13 protein-coding genes are annotated in these 16,224 nt (G+C 54.7%); 4 read left to right on the forward strand and 9 right to left on the reverse strand.

What is annotated here, in order from left to right; all coding sequences use genetic code 11:
* Positions 1-298: 298 nt before the first annotated feature.
* The 3 genes from H5P17_RS09305 (at position 299) to H5P17_RS09315 (ending at position 1,995) form a co-directional block, all read left to right on the forward strand.
* Positions 299-571 carry a hypothetical protein gene (locus H5P17_RS09305; RefSeq protein WP_182822509.1) on the forward strand — a complete coding sequence of 91 codons (273 nt, stop codon included), beginning with the start codon at positions 299-301 and terminating at the stop codon, positions 569-571.
* Between the two features lie 102 nt (positions 572-673).
* Positions 674-1,240, forward strand: a complete 567-nt coding sequence (locus H5P17_RS09310; RefSeq protein WP_255477879.1) for a hypothetical protein — start codon at positions 674-676, stop codon at positions 1,238-1,240.
* A 179-nt stretch (positions 1,241-1,419) separates the two neighbouring features.
* Positions 1,420-1,995 carry an Ail/Lom family outer membrane beta-barrel protein gene (locus H5P17_RS09315; RefSeq protein ID WP_044553460.1) on the forward strand — a complete coding sequence of 192 codons (576 nt, stop codon included), beginning with the start codon at positions 1,420-1,422 and terminating at the stop codon, positions 1,993-1,995.
* A 45-nt stretch (positions 1,996-2,040) separates the two neighbouring features.
* Here H5P17_RS09315 and abgT read toward each other — a convergent pair whose 3' ends face one another.
* From abgT to H5P17_RS09330, 3 genes are all read right to left on the reverse strand, one after another.
* A complete protein-coding gene (gene abgT / locus H5P17_RS09320; RefSeq protein WP_182822511.1) occupies positions 2,041-3,567 on the reverse strand; it encodes a p-aminobenzoyl-glutamate transporter in 1,527 nt (508 codons plus the stop codon).
* A gap of 102 nt (positions 3,568-3,669) precedes the next feature.
* Positions 3,670-5,121 carry a M20 family metallopeptidase gene (locus H5P17_RS09325; RefSeq protein WP_182822513.1) on the reverse strand — a complete coding sequence of 484 codons (1,452 nt, stop codon included), beginning with the start codon at positions 5,119-5,121 and terminating at the stop codon, positions 3,670-3,672.
* On the reverse strand, positions 5,118-6,434 hold the full coding sequence (locus tag H5P17_RS09330) for a M20 family metallo-hydrolase (protein ID WP_044553457.1): 1,317 nt from the start codon (positions 6,432-6,434) through the stop codon (positions 5,118-5,120). Before H5P17_RS09330 ends, H5P17_RS09325 begins: the two co-directional genes overlap by 4 nt.
* A gap of 272 nt (positions 6,435-6,706) precedes the next feature.
* On the opposite strand from H5P17_RS09330, the gene H5P17_RS09335 reads away from it, so the two are divergent.
* Positions 6,707-7,603 (forward strand): LysR family transcriptional regulator, encoded by an 897-nt coding sequence (locus tag H5P17_RS09335; RefSeq protein WP_041414962.1) that lies wholly within the window; start codon positions 6,707-6,709, stop codon positions 7,601-7,603.
* A 31-nt stretch (positions 7,604-7,634) separates the two neighbouring features.
* Here the strand turns inward: H5P17_RS09335 and H5P17_RS09340 are convergent, their stop codons facing one another.
* From H5P17_RS09340 to H5P17_RS09365, 6 genes are all read right to left on the reverse strand, one after another.
* Positions 7,635-9,764 (reverse strand): TonB-dependent siderophore receptor, encoded by a 2,130-nt coding sequence (locus H5P17_RS09340; RefSeq protein WP_182822515.1) that lies wholly within the window; start codon positions 9,762-9,764, stop codon positions 7,635-7,637.
* A gap of 162 nt (positions 9,765-9,926) precedes the next feature.
* Entirely contained in the window at positions 9,927-11,006 is a 1,080-nt protein-coding gene (locus H5P17_RS09345) for an ABC transporter substrate-binding protein (RefSeq protein ID WP_370570032.1), read from the reverse strand.
* 143 nt (positions 11,007-11,149) lie between these two features.
* Positions 11,150-13,297 (reverse strand): phosphocholine-specific phospholipase C, encoded by a 2,148-nt coding sequence (locus H5P17_RS09350; protein WP_182822519.1) that lies wholly within the window; start codon positions 13,295-13,297, stop codon positions 11,150-11,152.
* Positions 13,298-13,582: 285 nt separating this feature from the next.
* The gene (queF, locus tag H5P17_RS09355) at positions 13,583-14,425 is read right to left on the reverse strand and encodes an NADPH-dependent 7-cyano-7-deazaguanine reductase QueF (RefSeq protein ID WP_182822521.1); all 843 of its coding nucleotides are present in this window, start codon (positions 14,423-14,425) and stop codon (positions 13,583-13,585) included.
* A complete protein-coding gene (locus tag H5P17_RS09360; RefSeq protein ID WP_020828622.1) occupies positions 14,403-15,299 on the reverse strand; it encodes a queuosine precursor transporter in 897 nt (298 codons plus the stop codon). Before H5P17_RS09360 ends, queF begins: the two co-directional genes overlap by 23 nt.
* Positions 15,300-15,914: a helix-turn-helix transcriptional regulator gene (locus H5P17_RS09365; protein WP_020828621.1), complete on the reverse strand. Its 615-nt coding sequence runs from the start codon at positions 15,912-15,914 to the stop codon at positions 15,300-15,302.
* Between the last annotated feature and the right edge of the window lie 310 nt (positions 15,915-16,224).

Here is a 16,224-nt window from a genome sequence, read left to right on the forward strand (position 1 = left end):
CAGGCGGCGGTTGCCGCAGTGCAAGGGTTAGCTGGTGGCGATCTACAAGCCGCGATTCCAGCGAATATCGGTATTGCTATTGGTGGAACTATCTTTACTGATGGAGCTGATCCTGGTGCTCTATCGGGCAGTGTCGCTGGCTCAGCGTTCGGTGGTGCCATCGGAACTTATGCTCCGACGGTGCTTAAACCTGTATTAGGGCCATCAGCCGGTATGGTTAGCGATATCTTCGGCACCATGGGTGGCGAAGTTATTAGTAATGAATTGAAAAACACGATAAATGGGGTGGGGGATAAAAATGGAAAATAAACCTAAAGTGAAATTGAAAATATTGTTTATTAGCGTTATTTACTGCTTTGTGTGTTTTCTTTTTTTCATTTTGATAGTGAAGGTTGGTATTAATTTTTTAAAGTTTGGTGAGCTGCGCTTTACTCAGAAATCTTTTAAAGACTCTTTGGTGGTTAGTGGTATCGTTGGTGTTGCAGCCGGTGTTGGTTCATGGATTTTTGCAAAGATAGATGAGTATAACGCTAATAAAAAATCATCCTCTAATGAACCACCAAAGGATTGATAAATAAATAGACGTAATGAAAAAGGCTGAGCATGCCCCTTGATAGGGGGGCTTAAGATATTTTTAAATCCATATTCTTACATACAATGGAGTGTGATTATTATGGCAATAAAATTAGGTGCAATTTTTGCCGTTTTTTTATCAGTCACTGCTGTTTCTGGCTGTTCCGTGAACTTAACAAAATCTGTCGATGACTACACTGGAACGAATTTTTCCAGGATCAGAGTGAAAAACTACCTGCCACCGTTAACCTTTGAGGTTTATGAGAAATCAGGGAAGTGCTACAAGCTTGTAGATGCCAAGAGCTTAACTGCTGGTGTTAATATCATCGGTATCAAGTCGACCTACAACAAAAAACTGCCGGGCATGCTGCCGCCATCTTCAGAGATGCAGGGGAGGGATGCCATAGAGTATAAGATTAAAGCTAATCAGCATATTATGATTACTTATAAAGAAGAAACCTTTAGATCGCAATATAATCAAGTAATAGAGACGCGCTCATCCAGTTTCATTCCTGAAGTCGGTCACGATTATGACATTTACCCGGTTAATTCTGGTGTAAGGATTGTTGACCTGACCAGTAGCACCCATGCGCCAAAATCCTGGGGCAATGAAGATAAAGAGTGCAGCTATAAAACAGGCTTGTTGGGTGGACGAAATTACTATTGACGCGAAGCAACTCGCAAGTTACCGGTACGACTAATTAATTATGATACTGGATTTGCTACGCTGTCATTTCATCTATCAATTTGGTTAGATAATGCAAAATTAATAATTCATGCCGTCAATACGATATGAATAGTTGTTTTTTTACCAAAGTTGTTCCACTTACTATTAAGGAAGATTGCATGAAAAAGTTAATCATCTCCACTTTGGTTCTTTCCACTCTGGGCTTCGGCATGGCTGCCCATGCTGGGCAAAGTACTATCACTGCCGGTTATGCACAGAGCAAGGTGCAGGACTTCAAGAATATCAACGGCGTGAACGTTAAGTACCGTTACGAGTGGGATTCGCCAATCAGCGTTATCAGCTCATTTACCTATATGAGCGGTGACAAGGACGAGTCTTACAATGTCTATCGCGACAAGGTTAATAATCATGCCGAAGTTAAATATTACTCACTGTCCGTTGGTCCGGCATACCGTTTTAATCAATTTGTCAGCGTTTACGGGCTGCTGGGTTTGAATTATAACAAGGTGGATTACAAGTCCTCCTGGAGTAATTACGCATACAACACTTACGAATATATGGGTGAAGAGAGCGGTAACCAGAAGAAAACCTCCTTTATGTACGGTGTTGGTTTCCAGGTTAACCCGATGGAAAATCTGGCGGTAGATATCGGTTATGAAGGCTCCAAACTGGATGCCGGTGGTAAAAATCGCTCTATCAACGGTTTCAATATCGGCGTTGGCTATCGTTTCTGATAGTTGAACGCTTCCGGCCTCCCGATATCAAGAGGCCGGTAATCTTTACCCCATCTTCGGATAGACCCCCGGACCGATCGGCAGGCCGAGTGCGTACCACGCCAGCAACAGTAAAATCCACACGGCAAAGAACACCAGCGGATACGGCAGGATCAGCACGTAATAGGTGCCGAGCTGGGCGTCTTTGCGGTAACGCTGCAGGAAACCGAGGAACAGCGGCAGGAACGGCGACATCGGTGCCAGCGGCAGCACCGAGGAGTCGGCAATGCGGAAGGTCATCTGCGCGAATGCCGGGTGGAAGCCGAGCAGCATAAACATCGGGACAAAGATCGGTGCCAGAATCGACCAGATGGCCGAACCGCTGGCGATAAACATGCACAGGAAGGCGGAGAGGAACATCAGACCGAGGAACGCCGGTGCGCCGCTCATGCCGGCGGCTTCCAGCATGTCGGTCAGGCCGATGGCCATAAACTTGCCCATGTTGCTCCAGTTAAAGAACGCCACGAACTGCGACAGCGGAAACACCATCACGATAAAGCCGGCCATGCTCTTCATCGGCTCTATCAGGTGGTGGGGAATATCGTCTGGCCGTCGGATCTGTTTGGTCACCACGCCGTAGGTAATACCGACGGTGAAAAAGAACAGGATGATGATCGGTACAATGCCTTTGATGAACGGCGAGGGGATCACCGAACCGGTTTTCGGATCGCGCAGCGGGGCGGCTTCCGGTACCACCAGCGCGGCGATAATGGCGATAAACACCAGTGCGGCAATGCCGCTCATCATCAGCCCACGGTTTTGTAGCGGGGTCAGCGCTTCAATTTTGTCTTCCGCGCTGCCGCGCCACTCCGGCAACCTGGGTTCAATAAACTTATCGGTCAGCAGTGCGCCGGCGATGGTCAGCACGATCACCGAGGTGGCCATAAAGTACCAGTTGTCGATCACGCTGACGTGAACGGTGGCGTCTACCGCTTTGGTGGCCTCGGTACTGATACCGGACAGCAGCACGTCGGTGGTGACGATCAGCAGGTTGGCGGTAAAGCCGGAAGCGACCCCGGCGATCGCGGCCAATAGCCCGGCAATGGGATGGCGGCCCACGGCAAGGAACATCAGTGCGCCGAGCGGCGGCATCACCACCAGCGCGGCATCCGATGAAATGTGGCTGAAGAAGGCGATAAACAGCACCATGTAACTGGCATAGCGTGCGCTAACGCGTGAGGCCATTTTATACATCAGCGCCTGCAACAGCCCGACTTTCTCTGCCAGCCCAGCGCCGATGACCAGTGCCAGAATGGCCCCCAGCGGCGCAAAGCTGCTGAAGTTATGGATGATGTTCGGGAAAATCCACTGCATGCCCGCTACGCTCATCAGGTTATTCACCTTGATCAGCTCGCCGGTGGCCGGGTTCTTCACCGCTACGTCCAGCCAGGAGAACAGCGCCGTGGCCAGCATTAAAACAACGATTAAATAGACGAACAGTAAAAATGGATTGGGGATTTTATTCCCGATGCGTTCTACCCAGTAAAAAACGCGACCGGGGCTTTTATTGACTGACGTTGTGGCCTCACTCATTGTCTTACCCTCTGTGTTTGTCCTGTTGTGTTTATTTTTTATTATTTGATTTATTTATAATTATTTTCACAGACCCGTGGGCGGGCCTGCGCAGTTCTGTCTTTATTTTAACGGCGAAGGGTTAACCCCTGGCGGGATTGGGCAACTGTACGGCTGTTCTGTGCGTTGGCGTTCGAACTCGCGGCGGCACTCCGCCAGCAGTGCGCTGTCGCTCAACAGGTCGATGGCGGTGGCCGCCATCACCTTGCCCGCCAGGCACATGCCCTTGTGCGCGATAGAGGTGCGGCCCTGCGCCACCAGTTGCCAGGTGTGCAGCGGGGTGCCGAGCGCAAAGCACGGGCTGAAGCACTGAGCGGTCGGCGTCACCCAACTGACGTCGCCGACGTCGGTGGAGCCGTACAGCAGATCTTCCGAGGCCACATAAGGCGCGACTTCATCCATCAGTACCTTGTCGCCCAGGTTTTGCACCCATTCACGGCCGGCCGCCCCGCCAGTCCGGGCGATATTCAACTTGGCATTACGCAGGTCGTCCTTGTTCAGCGTTTGGCGGATCTCGGTGGCGAAGCTGCGCTCCTCCTCGCTGTACTCCGGCAGACCGAAGTCACAGACGTGGCGATACATCACCTGCTCCAGGCTGCGGTTTGGCACATAGTTGGAGCAGGCCTTGTCGAAACGTACCGTCATTTGGGTGTCGGTCATTAGCGCTGCACCCTTGGCGATGTTGATCACTCGCTGGTAAATATCTTGCGCTTGATCGAGCTGCGGCGCGCGGATCAGATACAGCACTTCGGCGTCGGCTTGCACCACATTGGGCGAACTGCCGCCGGTATTGGTAACTGCATAGTGCAATCGCGCTTCCTGCACGATGTGCTCACGCAGGAAGTTGGCACCGGTGTTCATCAATGTCACGGCATCCAGCGCGCTGCGGCCAAGGTGGGGTGAGTTGGCGGCGTGCGCGGCGACCCCCTTGAACTGAAACGCCGCCTGAATATTGGCCAGGGTGCTGGTATTGAACATGCCGCTGAAGCCTTCGGGGTGCCAGGTGAGGGCGGCGTCGACGTCATCGAACAGCCCTTCGCGTACCATAAAGGTTTTGCCGGAACCGCCCTCTTCGCCAGGGCAGCCGTAGAAACGCACGGTGCCGGTCAGGTGCTGTTGCTGCATCCAGGCTTTGACCGCGAAGGCTCCTGCCAATGCGGCGGTGCCCAACAGGTTGTGACCACAGCCGTGACCGTTCCCGTTTTCGACCAGCGGTTGCGGCGTGGCGCAGCCTGACCGTTGGCTTAATCCGGCAAGGGCGTCGTACTCGCCCAGCAGGGCGATCACCGGCTGGCCGCCGCCATAGCTGGCGATAAATGCGGTTTCAATGCCGCCGATGCCGCGTTCAAGCGTAAAACCTTCTTGCTCCAGCGCATCGGCCAGCAAATTGGCAGAATAGGTTTCGGTAAAGCGTGTTTCCGGGTGATCCCAGATGCTGTCGCTCAGTGCGCTAAAACGCGGCTGGTGTTGGTCAATGTAGTGATGGATAAACTTCAGCAGCTGTGGATAGCTCATGCTTGGCTCCCAAAAGTAGGCAGGTTAAGCGCCAGCGACGCCAGCGTTTTTACTGCCACCGCCATGACCTGTTCGTTAAAATCAAACTTCTCATTGTGGTGCCCGGCGCTCAGCTCGGTGCCGAAGATCACATACGAGGCCTGTCCGCCGTGCGATTTCACCCGTTCCATCATGTAGGTTGCGTCTTCAGAACCGGCGGCCTGTTCGCGGCGGTCGACCACCGAACTCAGTTCGGCAATGTCCTGCGCCTGGCGGTGAATGTAGTCCACCCACGGCTGGGTCGGTTTGCTGCTCTGCGCCGCGCCCATCAGCGCGATATCGCATTCAACGCCGTGCATTTTTGCCGCGCCCTCAATCACGTTCAGCGCCTGCTGGTAAACAAATTCGTTGATGGCATTGGTGGCGCCACGGGTTTCTACTTTCATAAATGCGAGGTCGGCGATCACATTACGACCGGTCCCTGCCTGCAGCACACCGACGTTGATGCGCGAGCTGCCTTCGCTGTGGCGTGGAATGGCGTACAGCCCCAGCGTGGCCTGTGCCGCCGCCAGCAGCGCATTGCGGCCATCTTCCGGTTTGGCCCCCGCATGGGCGGCCACGCCACGGTAGGTGACGTCGAGTTTGCTGGTCGCCATAAAACTGTCGCTGCCGCACACCAGCTCGCCGGCCGGTACGCCGGTGCCGATATGCACCGCAGTGAAGAAATCAACGTCGTCCACTACGCCGGCTTCCACCATGGATTTTGCGCCGCGGGTGCCTTCCTCCGCCGGTTGGAAAATCAGTTTGATGGTGCCGTTGAGCTGAGGCTCCAGGCTTTTGAAAACGTGTGCCAGTCCCAGGCCGATGGTGGTGTGGCCATCGTGACCGCATGCATGCATCATGCCGCTGTTGCAGGAGGCAAAACCTTCGCGAAACGGCAGGTGATCCGGCTGCAGCTTTTCGTTGAGATCGAGCGCGTCCATGTCAACGCGATAGGCGATCACCGGCCCGGGGCGGCCAGTATCCAGCGTGGCGACAATACCGGCGAAGCCGCCGGAAAAATGTGGCAGCCATTTTTCCAGCGCACCCTGTTCGCGGGCGCGCTGCTCCTGAGCCTGCAGAGCCTCGGCCGACGGTAACCCCATGCGGGCGTCGGCGTTAATCACTTCACGACCCAGTTGCAGGCGGTAGCCCAATCGATCCAGCTCTTCCGCCACCAGGGTAGCGGTGCGGAATTCAAACCAGCCGGACTCGGCGTAGCGGTGAAAGTCACGCCGCCAGGCCTGCAGCTGCGGGTACAGATCGGTCACCAACATCGAAAGCGGATTATTCATTTTGATATCTCATAAGTTATCGCGCCCAGGTAAATGCCGGGCAGCAGTGGTGCGCTGAACCAAATCAGACGGTGAAGCTATTTAATGAAAAAAAGACGTATTTAGTGACTAACTGCCGTGAATAGCGCTTATTGGCGCAGAAAATGCGATTAATTAAGCGAAATAAGAATTTGGTTATATATTCTGTTTTTTTCGAATGTACACAATGGAATCAGGCTAAATAAGATGCCAATATCTTGCTATTGATAAACAACGGTTATCGCCATTTTCCTATGCCAGCCTCAATAAAATTGCACCAATTACGTGCGTTTGTAGAAGTCAGTCGCCAGGGCAGCATCCGCGCCGCCAGCCGCACTTCACGCCTTTCCCAGCCTGCGTTAACCAAGTCTATTCAGGAGCTGGAGCAGGTGCTGGGGGCCAAGCTGTTTATTCGCCGCAGCCAGGGCGTGGTGCTGACCGACTGCGGCGATAACTTTTTCCAGCATGCCAGCCTGATCCTCGAAGAGCTGCGGGTGGCGCAGGAGGATATTCAGCAACGGCTGGGGCTGGCGGGTGGTTCGGTGAATATCGGCGTAGGCGGCAGCATTGCGCGCACCGTCATGCCGCAGGTTATCACCCAGTTTCATCGTGAATACCCGAAGGTCAAAGTACGGATTGTCGAAGGACAGCTGGTGTCGATGATCCCGGAACTGCGCCAGGGTGAGCTGGATTTTACCGTCAATACCTATTACCCCAGCAGCCTGGACAATGAATTACAGTACGAACGGCTGATGGAAAAAGAGTACAAGGTGGTGGTGCGCAAGGGGCATCCGATGGAAGGAGCGACGTCCCTGAAACAGCTGCAGCACTGCGACTGGACCATGCCGACGCCCAAAGGCAGCTACTATCGCCTGCTGCACGATCTGTTCGGGGATTTGGGAATGGCGCCGTCAATCAGCGTGACCTGTGAGACATTTATGGCCTGCACCAGCCTGGTGGCGCAAAGTGATTTCGTCAGTATTTTATCGGTAGATGTGATCTCTGATCCAATACTGGGTAAGCATCTGGTACCACTGGCACTGGAAGAAAGCTTGCCAAAGGCGACGTTTTATCTGATTCAGCGTAAGGACACCACGCTGACGCCGATGGGCGCACACCTGGCGCGCCTGTTTCGTCTGCACTGTCGCTGAGATCAGCGCCCTCCGAAGAGGGCGCTGATGCTTAGAACGCCACGGAACCCTGCACGAAGAAGGTGCGCGGTTCACCGACGTATTTGCCGAAGTTGTTGTCGTTGGAGCGGGTGAAGTAGCGCTGATCGAACAGGTTTTTCACCCCGGCACCCAGCGTCAGGTTCGACAGCTGCGGCCCGAAGTTATACTCCCCACGCATATTCCACACCATATACCCGGCGATGTTGCCAAACTGGCCGTCGGCGCTTTCCTGCGTGACGTAATCCGGCCCGGTGCCCGGCGAGTGCTGCCTGGACTGGGCATAGCTGTCCAGATTCCACACCCAACTGCCGGTGGCGTAGCGGGTGCCGACGGTATATACCTGGCGTGAATAGAACGGCAGATCCTTACCGGCGAAGTCGCCCTTGTCGGTGCTGGCTTTGGTATAGGTGTAGCTGGTGTAGACGCTTACGCCATCCAGCGCGCGGTTCAGTTCGCTGAGATCGTAGCTGAGCGCCAGCTCGATACCCTTGTGCTTGGTGGCGCCCATGTTGGTCCAGCCGACGTCGTTGCTGATGTACTGCAGCTGGTTATCGAAATCGATATAGAACAGCGTGGCCTCGGCTTTGACGATGGTGTCGTCGTAACGGGTACCGAACTCATAGGTATGGGCTTTTTCCGCCGTCAGGCCCGGTGCGGGTTGGTTGCCGTTGCCGCCCTTGGTCAACTGGAAGTACTGCATGCTGCCGAACGAGGTGTTGGCGTTGGCGAACAGCTTCCAGGCGTCGGACATGTGGTACATGACATTCAGTGACGGCAGCGGTTCGCTGTAGCTCTTCTCGCGGCTGATATTGTTGAACGAATCGTCCACATGGGTGCGGATGCTTTCATAGCGCAGGCCCGGCGTAACCGTCCAGTTGCCGACGTTGATGGTGTCGTCTATGTACAGCGCGTGGGCTGCGGTGCCGCCGGAGGTGTGCTGATAGTAATCCGGCGTTTCCGGGGTGGAGCCGATATCTGCCGGGTTGTACCAGGCAGAACGGGACGCTTTTTCATCCATGGTTTCGTTCAGGTAGCGGTAACCGAGGGTGATCTCGTGCGCCATGTCCCAGAAACGGAAGACCTGCGAGTAGCTGGGTTCAATCGCCCAGGTGGAGTAGTGGCGTGGGTAAGACACCATACGCTTCATCCCGGCGTTTTTACCGGTGCCTTCCGATTCGATGCTGCTGCCGCGATAGCTGTCGGTGAAATACGTCAGCACTTCGAACTGCTTGTCGTCTTCCTGGTGCTTATATTTGAACGACATGTCCTTGCGGCGGCCTTCGAACTGGTCCCACGGACGGGTCGACTGGAACGGATTTTGCGCATACTGCGCGCTGCTCAGCCCGCCCGGCATGCCGGATTTTGCGTCGTAATAGTGGAAATTGGCCAGCAACTCATCACGATCGGTAAACGCATAGCGCGTTTTCAGCATGAAATCGTCGATGTCGGTATTGTCGTTGTTGTCGCGATAGCCCTGGCCGTGCAGGCCGGAATACAGCAGTTCTGCGCCGAAGCCGTTGTCGGCGGTGCCGCCGAGCGAGGTGCTGGTCAGGGTTTTCAGGCCGCCGTGGCTGGCGCCCTGGGTCTGGACGCTGGCCGCGCCGCCGAAGGTTTTTGGGATGTCCTTGGTGACGAAGTTAATTACGCCGCCGACGTTTTGCGGTCCGTAACGCACCGCGCCACCGCCGCGCACCACGTCAACCGATTGCAGGCTGCCAATCGACAGCGGTGCCATCGACAGCTGTGGCTGGCCGTAAGGCGCGACCGCCAAGGGGACGCCGTCCATCAAAATGGTGGAGCGAGGTGAAAGACGAGAAGTCAGGCCACGTACGCCGACGTTGAGCGAAATGTCGCTGCCGCCGGTACCGTTGCTGTCGCGCACCTGCACGCCAGGCACGCCGCGCAGGGTATCGGCAATGGTCTGATCGCCTTGTTCATGCATTTGTTGTTCGGTCACGATGGAACGTGCGCCGGGGTGGTTGAGCAACACCGAACTGGTATCCGGGTTATCCAGCCAGTTGCCGACGACGGTAATATTGTCGGCAGGCGCATTATTTTGAGATTTATTATCAGCAGCAAGGACTGGCAGAGCCATGGCAACGGAAGCCGCCAACAGCGAAAGACGAAAAAGAATTGACATAATAATGCCTTAAAAGTTTCGAACCCGGATGTGTTTTTTTAGAAATGACAATCTTAATGATAATTATTGGCAAGTAAATAGCTTTGTTGCGGAATAATTCAACCGGTAAGCAAACGGCGGGGAAAGGTGTCGGAGCCCGGCTGGCGGGCCCCGAGCGGGGGATTATTTTGCCGTGACCCAAAACACGCCGCTGTGATCCAGCGCGGTGAATTTATGGTGCACCATTTCAATATCCGCTTGCGGATCAATATCTTTAAATAAGTCCGGGTGCAGGAATTTAGCGATGGCCTCGACCGCAATAAAATTCAGCGGCGTGTCATAGAACTGGTGGTAAATCGCCATCACGCGTTTTTCCTTTACCGCCTTCAGCACGTTCAGTCCGGTGCGGTTCATCAGTACCGCCAGCTTTTTCTCTGTGGTGGCCGTATCGGTGGCATAGCCCAGGGGAACCGCCAATGTGCCTTTATGACCGCGGCTCCAGTCGGCGCCGGTCATCAGATAGAAATCCGGGTTGCTGGCGATCATCTGTTCCACGTTCACCTCACCGCCCATTTCCGGGAACAGTTTGCTGCCGATGTTGTTGCCGCCGGCGGTATCGATAAACTGGCCAAAGCTGCCCTTGCCGAAGGTGTTGCAGCACTGCTCGCCCTTCATGCCGGCGCTGCGTTCGATAAACACGCTGGGGCGCTGTGCCGGCTTCAGCGTAGCCACCCGCTGGCGTACCAGATCCAGACGTTGCTGGTAGAGCTGGATAAAGGCGTCGGCATTTTGCTGCTCGTCAAACACCTTGCCCAACAGTTGCATGCTGGCGACGGTGTTGGTCAGCGGCTGCTGACGGAAGTCGATAATCAGTACCGGGATGCCGATTTTTTCCAACTGGGCCAGCACGCCGCTGTCCTTCAGCTTGCTCAGCAGGCCGATGTCGAAAATGATCAGATCCGGCTTACGGACAACGGCGCTTTCTACGCTGAAATCGCTGACGTAAGGGTTATCGAAGGTGGGGATCTGCATCACCTGCGGGAATTTTTTCGCGTAGGCCTCCACCAGATCCGGTGCCTTCACCTTCAGCGAGTTATCCCAGGCGATGATATTTTTCAACGGCTCCTGCGGATGCAGTATATTCAGTGCCAGCAGCGCGCGGGCATCGGCCAGGATCACCCGCTGGGCGGGCTGCTGCAGGGTGACTTCTCGACCCGCGACATCGGTCACGACGATCGGTGCGGCCTGTACGGCGCTGACCATCAGCAGGGCGCAGGCGGCCAGCCAACGGCTGGCTTTGGCAATAAGAACGGCAGGCATGGAGATCCTTGGGCATCGGGTATTGAATAAAGAGGCTAATGATAATCCATATCCTTTCGCTTTTTGAACACCCCCGTGCGGATATCTTAGGCTTTGCCCATCAGCGGATCGCTGACGCTGTGCTCACCGGTCTCCAGCCGTCCTGCCAACCGGCGCTGCCAGTCGCCGGAACCCTGCAATGAAATATCGTACCAACCTCCGCTGATCCTGGCGTCAAAGGCCTGCTGGTGGCGTCCTCCTGCCGGCAGCTCAATCGACCAGGGGCCGTTTTGCGTATAAGGGCAGCGGGCGATAGTCACGGTTATTGCCTGGCGGGTGGGGTTAGTGAGCGTTAATGACAGCTGGTCGCCTTGTGGCGTCAGCCGGACTTCCGGCTGCGGTTGCCCAATGGCGCCGCGCAGCTCACGATGGAAGCCGTTCGGGCCCAGTAACCACAGGTGGTACTCGTCCGCCACGGACCAGTTATCACTGAGCGCTTTGCCGGCCTCGACGGTATAGCGCCGTGGGATCTGATTCAGATCCAACCGGTCGTAAACGTGGAATACCGCCCCTTGCGTACCGGTGTTGTACAGGTTGAGCGTCAGTAATTGCTGGCTGGGGTAGAGGGTTTCTTCAACATGCAATTGGTAAGGCAGGGCGCGTGAAGGGCGTGCCAGCCGCGCCTGATGCGGCAACTGTTGTTTGTCCGCGGCCGGCAGAGGCACCTGCGGCAATTGCTCCTGCCGCTGGCGCAGGCTGTCGGCGGAATTGCGGCTGGTGACGGGCAGGTTGGGCAAGGTTTCCCCGTTGGGATCGACAAAGTTAAAGGCCGAAGTGAGATCGCCACATACCGCGCGTCGCCAGGCGCTGATATTGGGTTCATGTACCTTGAAGCGTTTCTCGAGAAATTGCAGCACTGAAGTGTGGTCGAACACCTGCGAATTGACCCAGCCACCGCGGCTCCAGGGCGACAGCACCAGCATGGGCACACGCGGGCCGGGGCCATAGATGCGGCCGTCCGGCGGCGGTTGTTCCTGTGAACCTGGTGGGGCGACATGCTGAAAGATTTCACTGTCGAACGGCACCGTCGATTTACCGGCGAAGCTGCCATCTTCACGCAGCGACGGTGCGGAGGGTGACGGCATATGATCGAAGAAGCCATCATTTTCATCATAATTGACCAGCAGCACGGTTTTGCTCCACACCTCGGGATTCTCCGTCAGCGCATTGAGGATCTCTTGGGTAAACCACCCACCCTGCACCGGGCTGGAAGGCCCGGGGTGTTCTGAATAGGCCGCTGGAGCGATGATCCAGCTTACCTGCGGTAATTTGCACTGCTGCACGTCGGCGCGGAAACCGGCCAGCATGGCCTCTAAATCGTTGCCGTCCGCCGCCGGCAGCGTATTGCCATTGCCTTTGTATAACGGCGCTTCGGCGTTCAGCTCGTCGCGGTAGGGGACAAAGGCAGTAAAGTCCTTCGGCGGCTGCGCCGGATTGCCCACTTTCACGCTGGCCGCACGGTACTGACGGAACCCCGCCAAAGGGTTGTCAGTGAAGTTATCCGGTAAAAACTGGTAGACCTTCCAACTGACGCCGCTGGCTTCCAGCCGTTCCGGATAGGTTTGCCATTGGTAACCCACGTCGGGTGGGCCTGGGCTGTCCCATTCGTTGACCACTACGGCGACCCCGGCCGCCGTCGGGCCGTTAGTGCCGGTCCAGTGGAACAAGCGATTGGTGTTAGTGCCGGCGTGGATCGAGCAATGATAGGCGTCGCACAGGGTGAAGGTTTCGGCGAGGGCAAACTGGAAGGGCAATTCGTGCCGACGGTAATAGCCCATCGAAGTCGGCGTTTTGTAGGTCGGCCAGGCGCTCATGCGGCCACTGTCCCAGGCGGATTGCTCATCCACCCACGAGTGCGGCGTGCCGCTTACCCGTTGGGCATTGCCGCGTTTGCTGTCCAGGTGGTAAGGCAGCACCAGCCGATCTTCCCCTTGCTGCTGCCAGACGTGACGGTTGCCGGGCAATGGAATGGTCATGCGATCGCTAAAACCGCGTACGCCGGGCAGCGTGCCGAAGTAATGGTCGAAGGAGCGGTTTTCCTGCATCAGGATCACCACGTGTTCGACATCGTTGATCGTGCCAGTACGGTTATTGGCTGGGATCGCCAAGGCTTTGCGGATCGAGGCGGGTAACAGTGAAAAAGCCGATCCGATGGCGGCAGCCCGCAGTATTTCTCTGCGCGAAAAGTCAGGCATGCGTCGTTAAACTCCCTGAGGTTTGCTTTGAAGATAGTTGCTAACGACGGTAATGGCGAAAAATAACAAGGAGATGAACAGGGGAAAAATAATGCCCCGCAGGGGGCATTGAGACAGCTGACAAACATATAATGTTTGTCAGCTGGCGTTAAAGTTTTTGAAAATAAATCAGGAAAATCAATTTATTGATTTTCGGCGGGCAACACACAAAGGGGGAAAAACCACGCTTTTATCCCCCTTTGTCAACAACCTGAATGCCCCGCATGGGGGCATTGATGGGGAAGCTTATTGTCGGATCAGACGACCGAGAGTGGGGGCCGTTTCGAAGTCGCTGCGGAACGGGTTGATGTCCAGGCCGCCGCGGCGGGTATAGCGGGCGAAAACGCTGAGCTTTTCCGGTCGGCAGCTTTGCTTGATGTCGTTGAAAATGCGCTCGACACACTGCTCGTGGAACTCGTTATGCTGGCGGAAGGAGATCAGGTAGCGCAGCAGGCGCTCGCGATCGATTTTCCGGCCCTGATAGTGGATCACCACGCTGCCCCAGTCCGGCTGGTTGGTGACCAGACAGTTGGATTTCAGCAGGTTGGACGACAGGGTTTCGGTCACGATGTCCCCCTGTTGGTCTGCCGCGCCGTGCAGATATTCCGGCTTAAAGTCGAAATCATCCACGGCAATGTCCAGATCGTCGATATTGATGCCCGGCAGGCTGTCGATCTGCGGCGAATACCCGTCCAGCCCCGGATAGAGCTTAACCCCAACCTGGCCGTTTGCCGCTTGCGACAGGTCTTTTTGCATCGCGGCACTCACCTGTTCCACGCTGTCGAAGCGCGTCTGGTTAAAGCTGTTGAGATAAAGTTTGAATGACTTGGACTCGATCAGGTTGGTGGAAGAGTGGGGCAGGGTGAATTCGCCAATGCCCACCACCGGCTTGCCTTTGGCATTGAGCCAGGAAAGCTCGAAAGCGGTCCACAGATCAAAGCCGCTGAACGGCAGGTTTTGTTCATCTACACCGATCAAATCCCGACCGCGGGAGCGGGGCAGGGCCTCGAGCAATTCGGGAGCGTACTGGTCCGGATAATCGGAGTTAGCGCCAAGATGGGTGATTTTATCTTGTTTTTTGATATGCATATTCATTGCTCCTTGCATGATCGGTATTGATATAGCGGTTAAACAGGCTGCGAGCGGCGTAAATCGGCCCGACACCCACCAGGGCGTAAACGACCTTGATCAAGAACTGTGACAGGATCATGGTCTTGATGATATCCCAGCTCAGGACGTTGTAGAACGCCAGCGTACAAAACACCACGCTGTCGATGGCTGAGGCGACCACGGTACTGGTGATCACGCGTACAAACAGGTAGCGGGAGTTGGTCAGCTCTTTGATTTTGCACAGCAGGTAAGAGTTGACGTTCTCGGAGATTAAATAGGCCGCAGACGACGCCACCAGGACCGCCATGATGCTGTGGACGATGCCGTCATAGGTCTTGCTGAATTCCCACTGCGGAATACTTGGCACCAGCGTGGTGACCCAGACGCCCAGCACGAAAATCAGGTTTGCCATAAACGAGATGATGATGGTGCGCCTGGCCAGCCGCAGCCCGTAAAACTCGTTCAGAATATCCACCAGGATAAAGGTGAGCGGGTAAATAAAAATTGCCGGGGGAGTGATGAGGTTCAATGCGGGAATTTGAATCGGTTTGACGCCACACAGGGTTGAGAAGATATAAATCACGCTGAGTGCGACGGTGATGATCAGGTAGGCGTACCACGATCGTTCATGGCGATCGCTGAGCTCATAGGCAGTTTGCTGCTGATTGTTACCGTAGATTTTGCGGTACAGCGCCTGCAGCTCATGGCGGCTCAGATCTTCCGATATTTCGCTGTCGGCCAGCTCATTGAGCCCCATGGTGATGGTTTTGCCGGTGGCCAATATCATGACATTGGCGGCCAGGGTGCCATGCCGGGTAAAGCCCAATAGCTTGAACTTTTGATTCGGTTCCATTTATAGCCGTTCTCCAAAGATATAACCCAGGAATTGCACGGTATCCTGATGATTTTTTTCCATGCAGTAATCTTCTTTGTCGTTAACCACAAAGAAGCCGTTTTTTCCCGAGTGATACAATAAAGGCGAATCGCAAACCAGCACCGGCGGGCGTTTTATAATAATGACCTCGCCTGGAATAAATGAACCTTTTATTTCGGTCTCTATTTTCATTGCTACCATATTTGACTCATCCCCGAAGAAATAAGTCAAAGGAAACTCCGTCACCAGTTGGCCGACTTTCCAACCGGCAACCGCTAAAAAACGCGACTGAGGAATTACGGGGACTGCGGAAGGGTTTTTATTGCCTTCGGTAGAAAGCGTTTCGTTCAGCAGTTCCAGTTTTGCCAGATCATAATCTTCGATCTCTTCACAGGAAACGCCAAAGAAATCTGAAATCCGGTTGACGGTGGCCTGTTGCACATTGTTGACCCGGCCGTCGAGAATTTTATAGATGGTGGTACGCGTCAGGCCAGTGCGGTTAGAGAAGGATGCTTTAGTTTCGCCCCGGGTGCGCATCAGATATTCAATATTCTTAATGATGTTGATTTTACGCTGCGCGTTAGTGGTCTTCATAAGCATTCCTTACAATATTCTGGCCGGCATTACTATATCGCACGCGCCAACATTGTCCAGAACTGACGCTGAGAAGCTGGGGGTAACCGGCTGATTAATCATTGAAAATGGGTTTTTATACGTCATGCATCATGCCAAATGATGCTTTTATCATGATGAGTAAAATGTAACATTTAGGTAATTAAATATAAATCAATTGCTTAGATGAAGCATCTTGAAAAGTAGACACAAAAGTGAGTTTTGTGTCTACTTTTGTGTTGACCATAGTGGTTTCCGTGAGCTAATGTTCACCCACACTGAAGTGTTTCTT

Origin of the sequence: Serratia sp. OS31, from assembly GCF_014164835.1 — a bacterium.
GTDB classification, from domain to species: Bacteria; Pseudomonadota; Gammaproteobacteria; order Enterobacterales; family Enterobacteriaceae; genus Serratia; species Serratia liquefaciens_A.

What these genes read in the sequence shown, in the direction of transcription:
- H5P17_RS09340 (WP_182822515.1), bottom strand. Translation starts at nt 9,764, where the DNA reads ATGTCAATTCTTTTTCGTCTTTCGCTGTTGGCGGCTTCCGTTGCCATG.
- H5P17_RS09325 (WP_182822513.1), bottom strand. Translation starts at nt 5,121, where the DNA reads ATGAGCTATCCACAGCTGCTGAAGTTTATCCATCACTACATTGACCAA.
- H5P17_RS09345 (WP_370570032.1), bottom strand. Translation starts at nt 11,006, where the DNA reads ATGGTCAGCGCCGTACAGGCCGCACCGATCGTCGTGACCGATGTCGCG.
- H5P17_RS09305 (WP_182822509.1), top strand. Translation starts at nt 299, where the DNA reads ATGGAAAATAAACCTAAAGTGAAATTGAAAATATTGTTTATTAGCGTT.
- H5P17_RS09365 (WP_020828621.1), bottom strand. Translation starts at nt 15,914, where the DNA reads ATGAAGACCACTAACGCGCAGCGTAAAATCAACATCATTAAGAATATT.
- H5P17_RS09350 (WP_182822519.1), bottom strand. Translation starts at nt 13,297, where the DNA reads ATGCCTGACTTTTCGCGCAGAGAAATACTGCGGGCTGCCGCCATCGGA.
- H5P17_RS09310 (WP_255477879.1), top strand. Translation starts at nt 674, where the DNA reads ATGGCAATAAAATTAGGTGCAATTTTTGCCGTTTTTTTATCAGTCACT.
- H5P17_RS09315 (WP_044553460.1), top strand. Translation starts at nt 1,420, where the DNA reads ATGAAAAAGTTAATCATCTCCACTTTGGTTCTTTCCACTCTGGGCTTC.
- H5P17_RS09360 (WP_020828622.1), bottom strand. Translation starts at nt 15,299, where the DNA reads ATGGAACCGAATCAAAAGTTCAAGCTATTGGGCTTTACCCGGCATGGC.
- abgT (WP_182822511.1), bottom strand. Translation starts at nt 3,567, where the DNA reads ATGAGTGAGGCCACAACGTCAGTCAATAAAAGCCCCGGTCGCGTTTTT.
- queF (WP_182822521.1), bottom strand. Translation starts at nt 14,425, where the DNA reads ATGCATATCAAAAAACAAGATAAAATCACCCATCTTGGCGCTAACTCC.
- H5P17_RS09335 (WP_041414962.1), top strand. Translation starts at nt 6,707, where the DNA reads ATGCCAGCCTCAATAAAATTGCACCAATTACGTGCGTTTGTAGAAGTC.
- H5P17_RS09330 (WP_044553457.1), bottom strand. Translation starts at nt 6,434, where the DNA reads ATGAATAATCCGCTTTCGATGTTGGTGACCGATCTGTACCCGCAGCTG.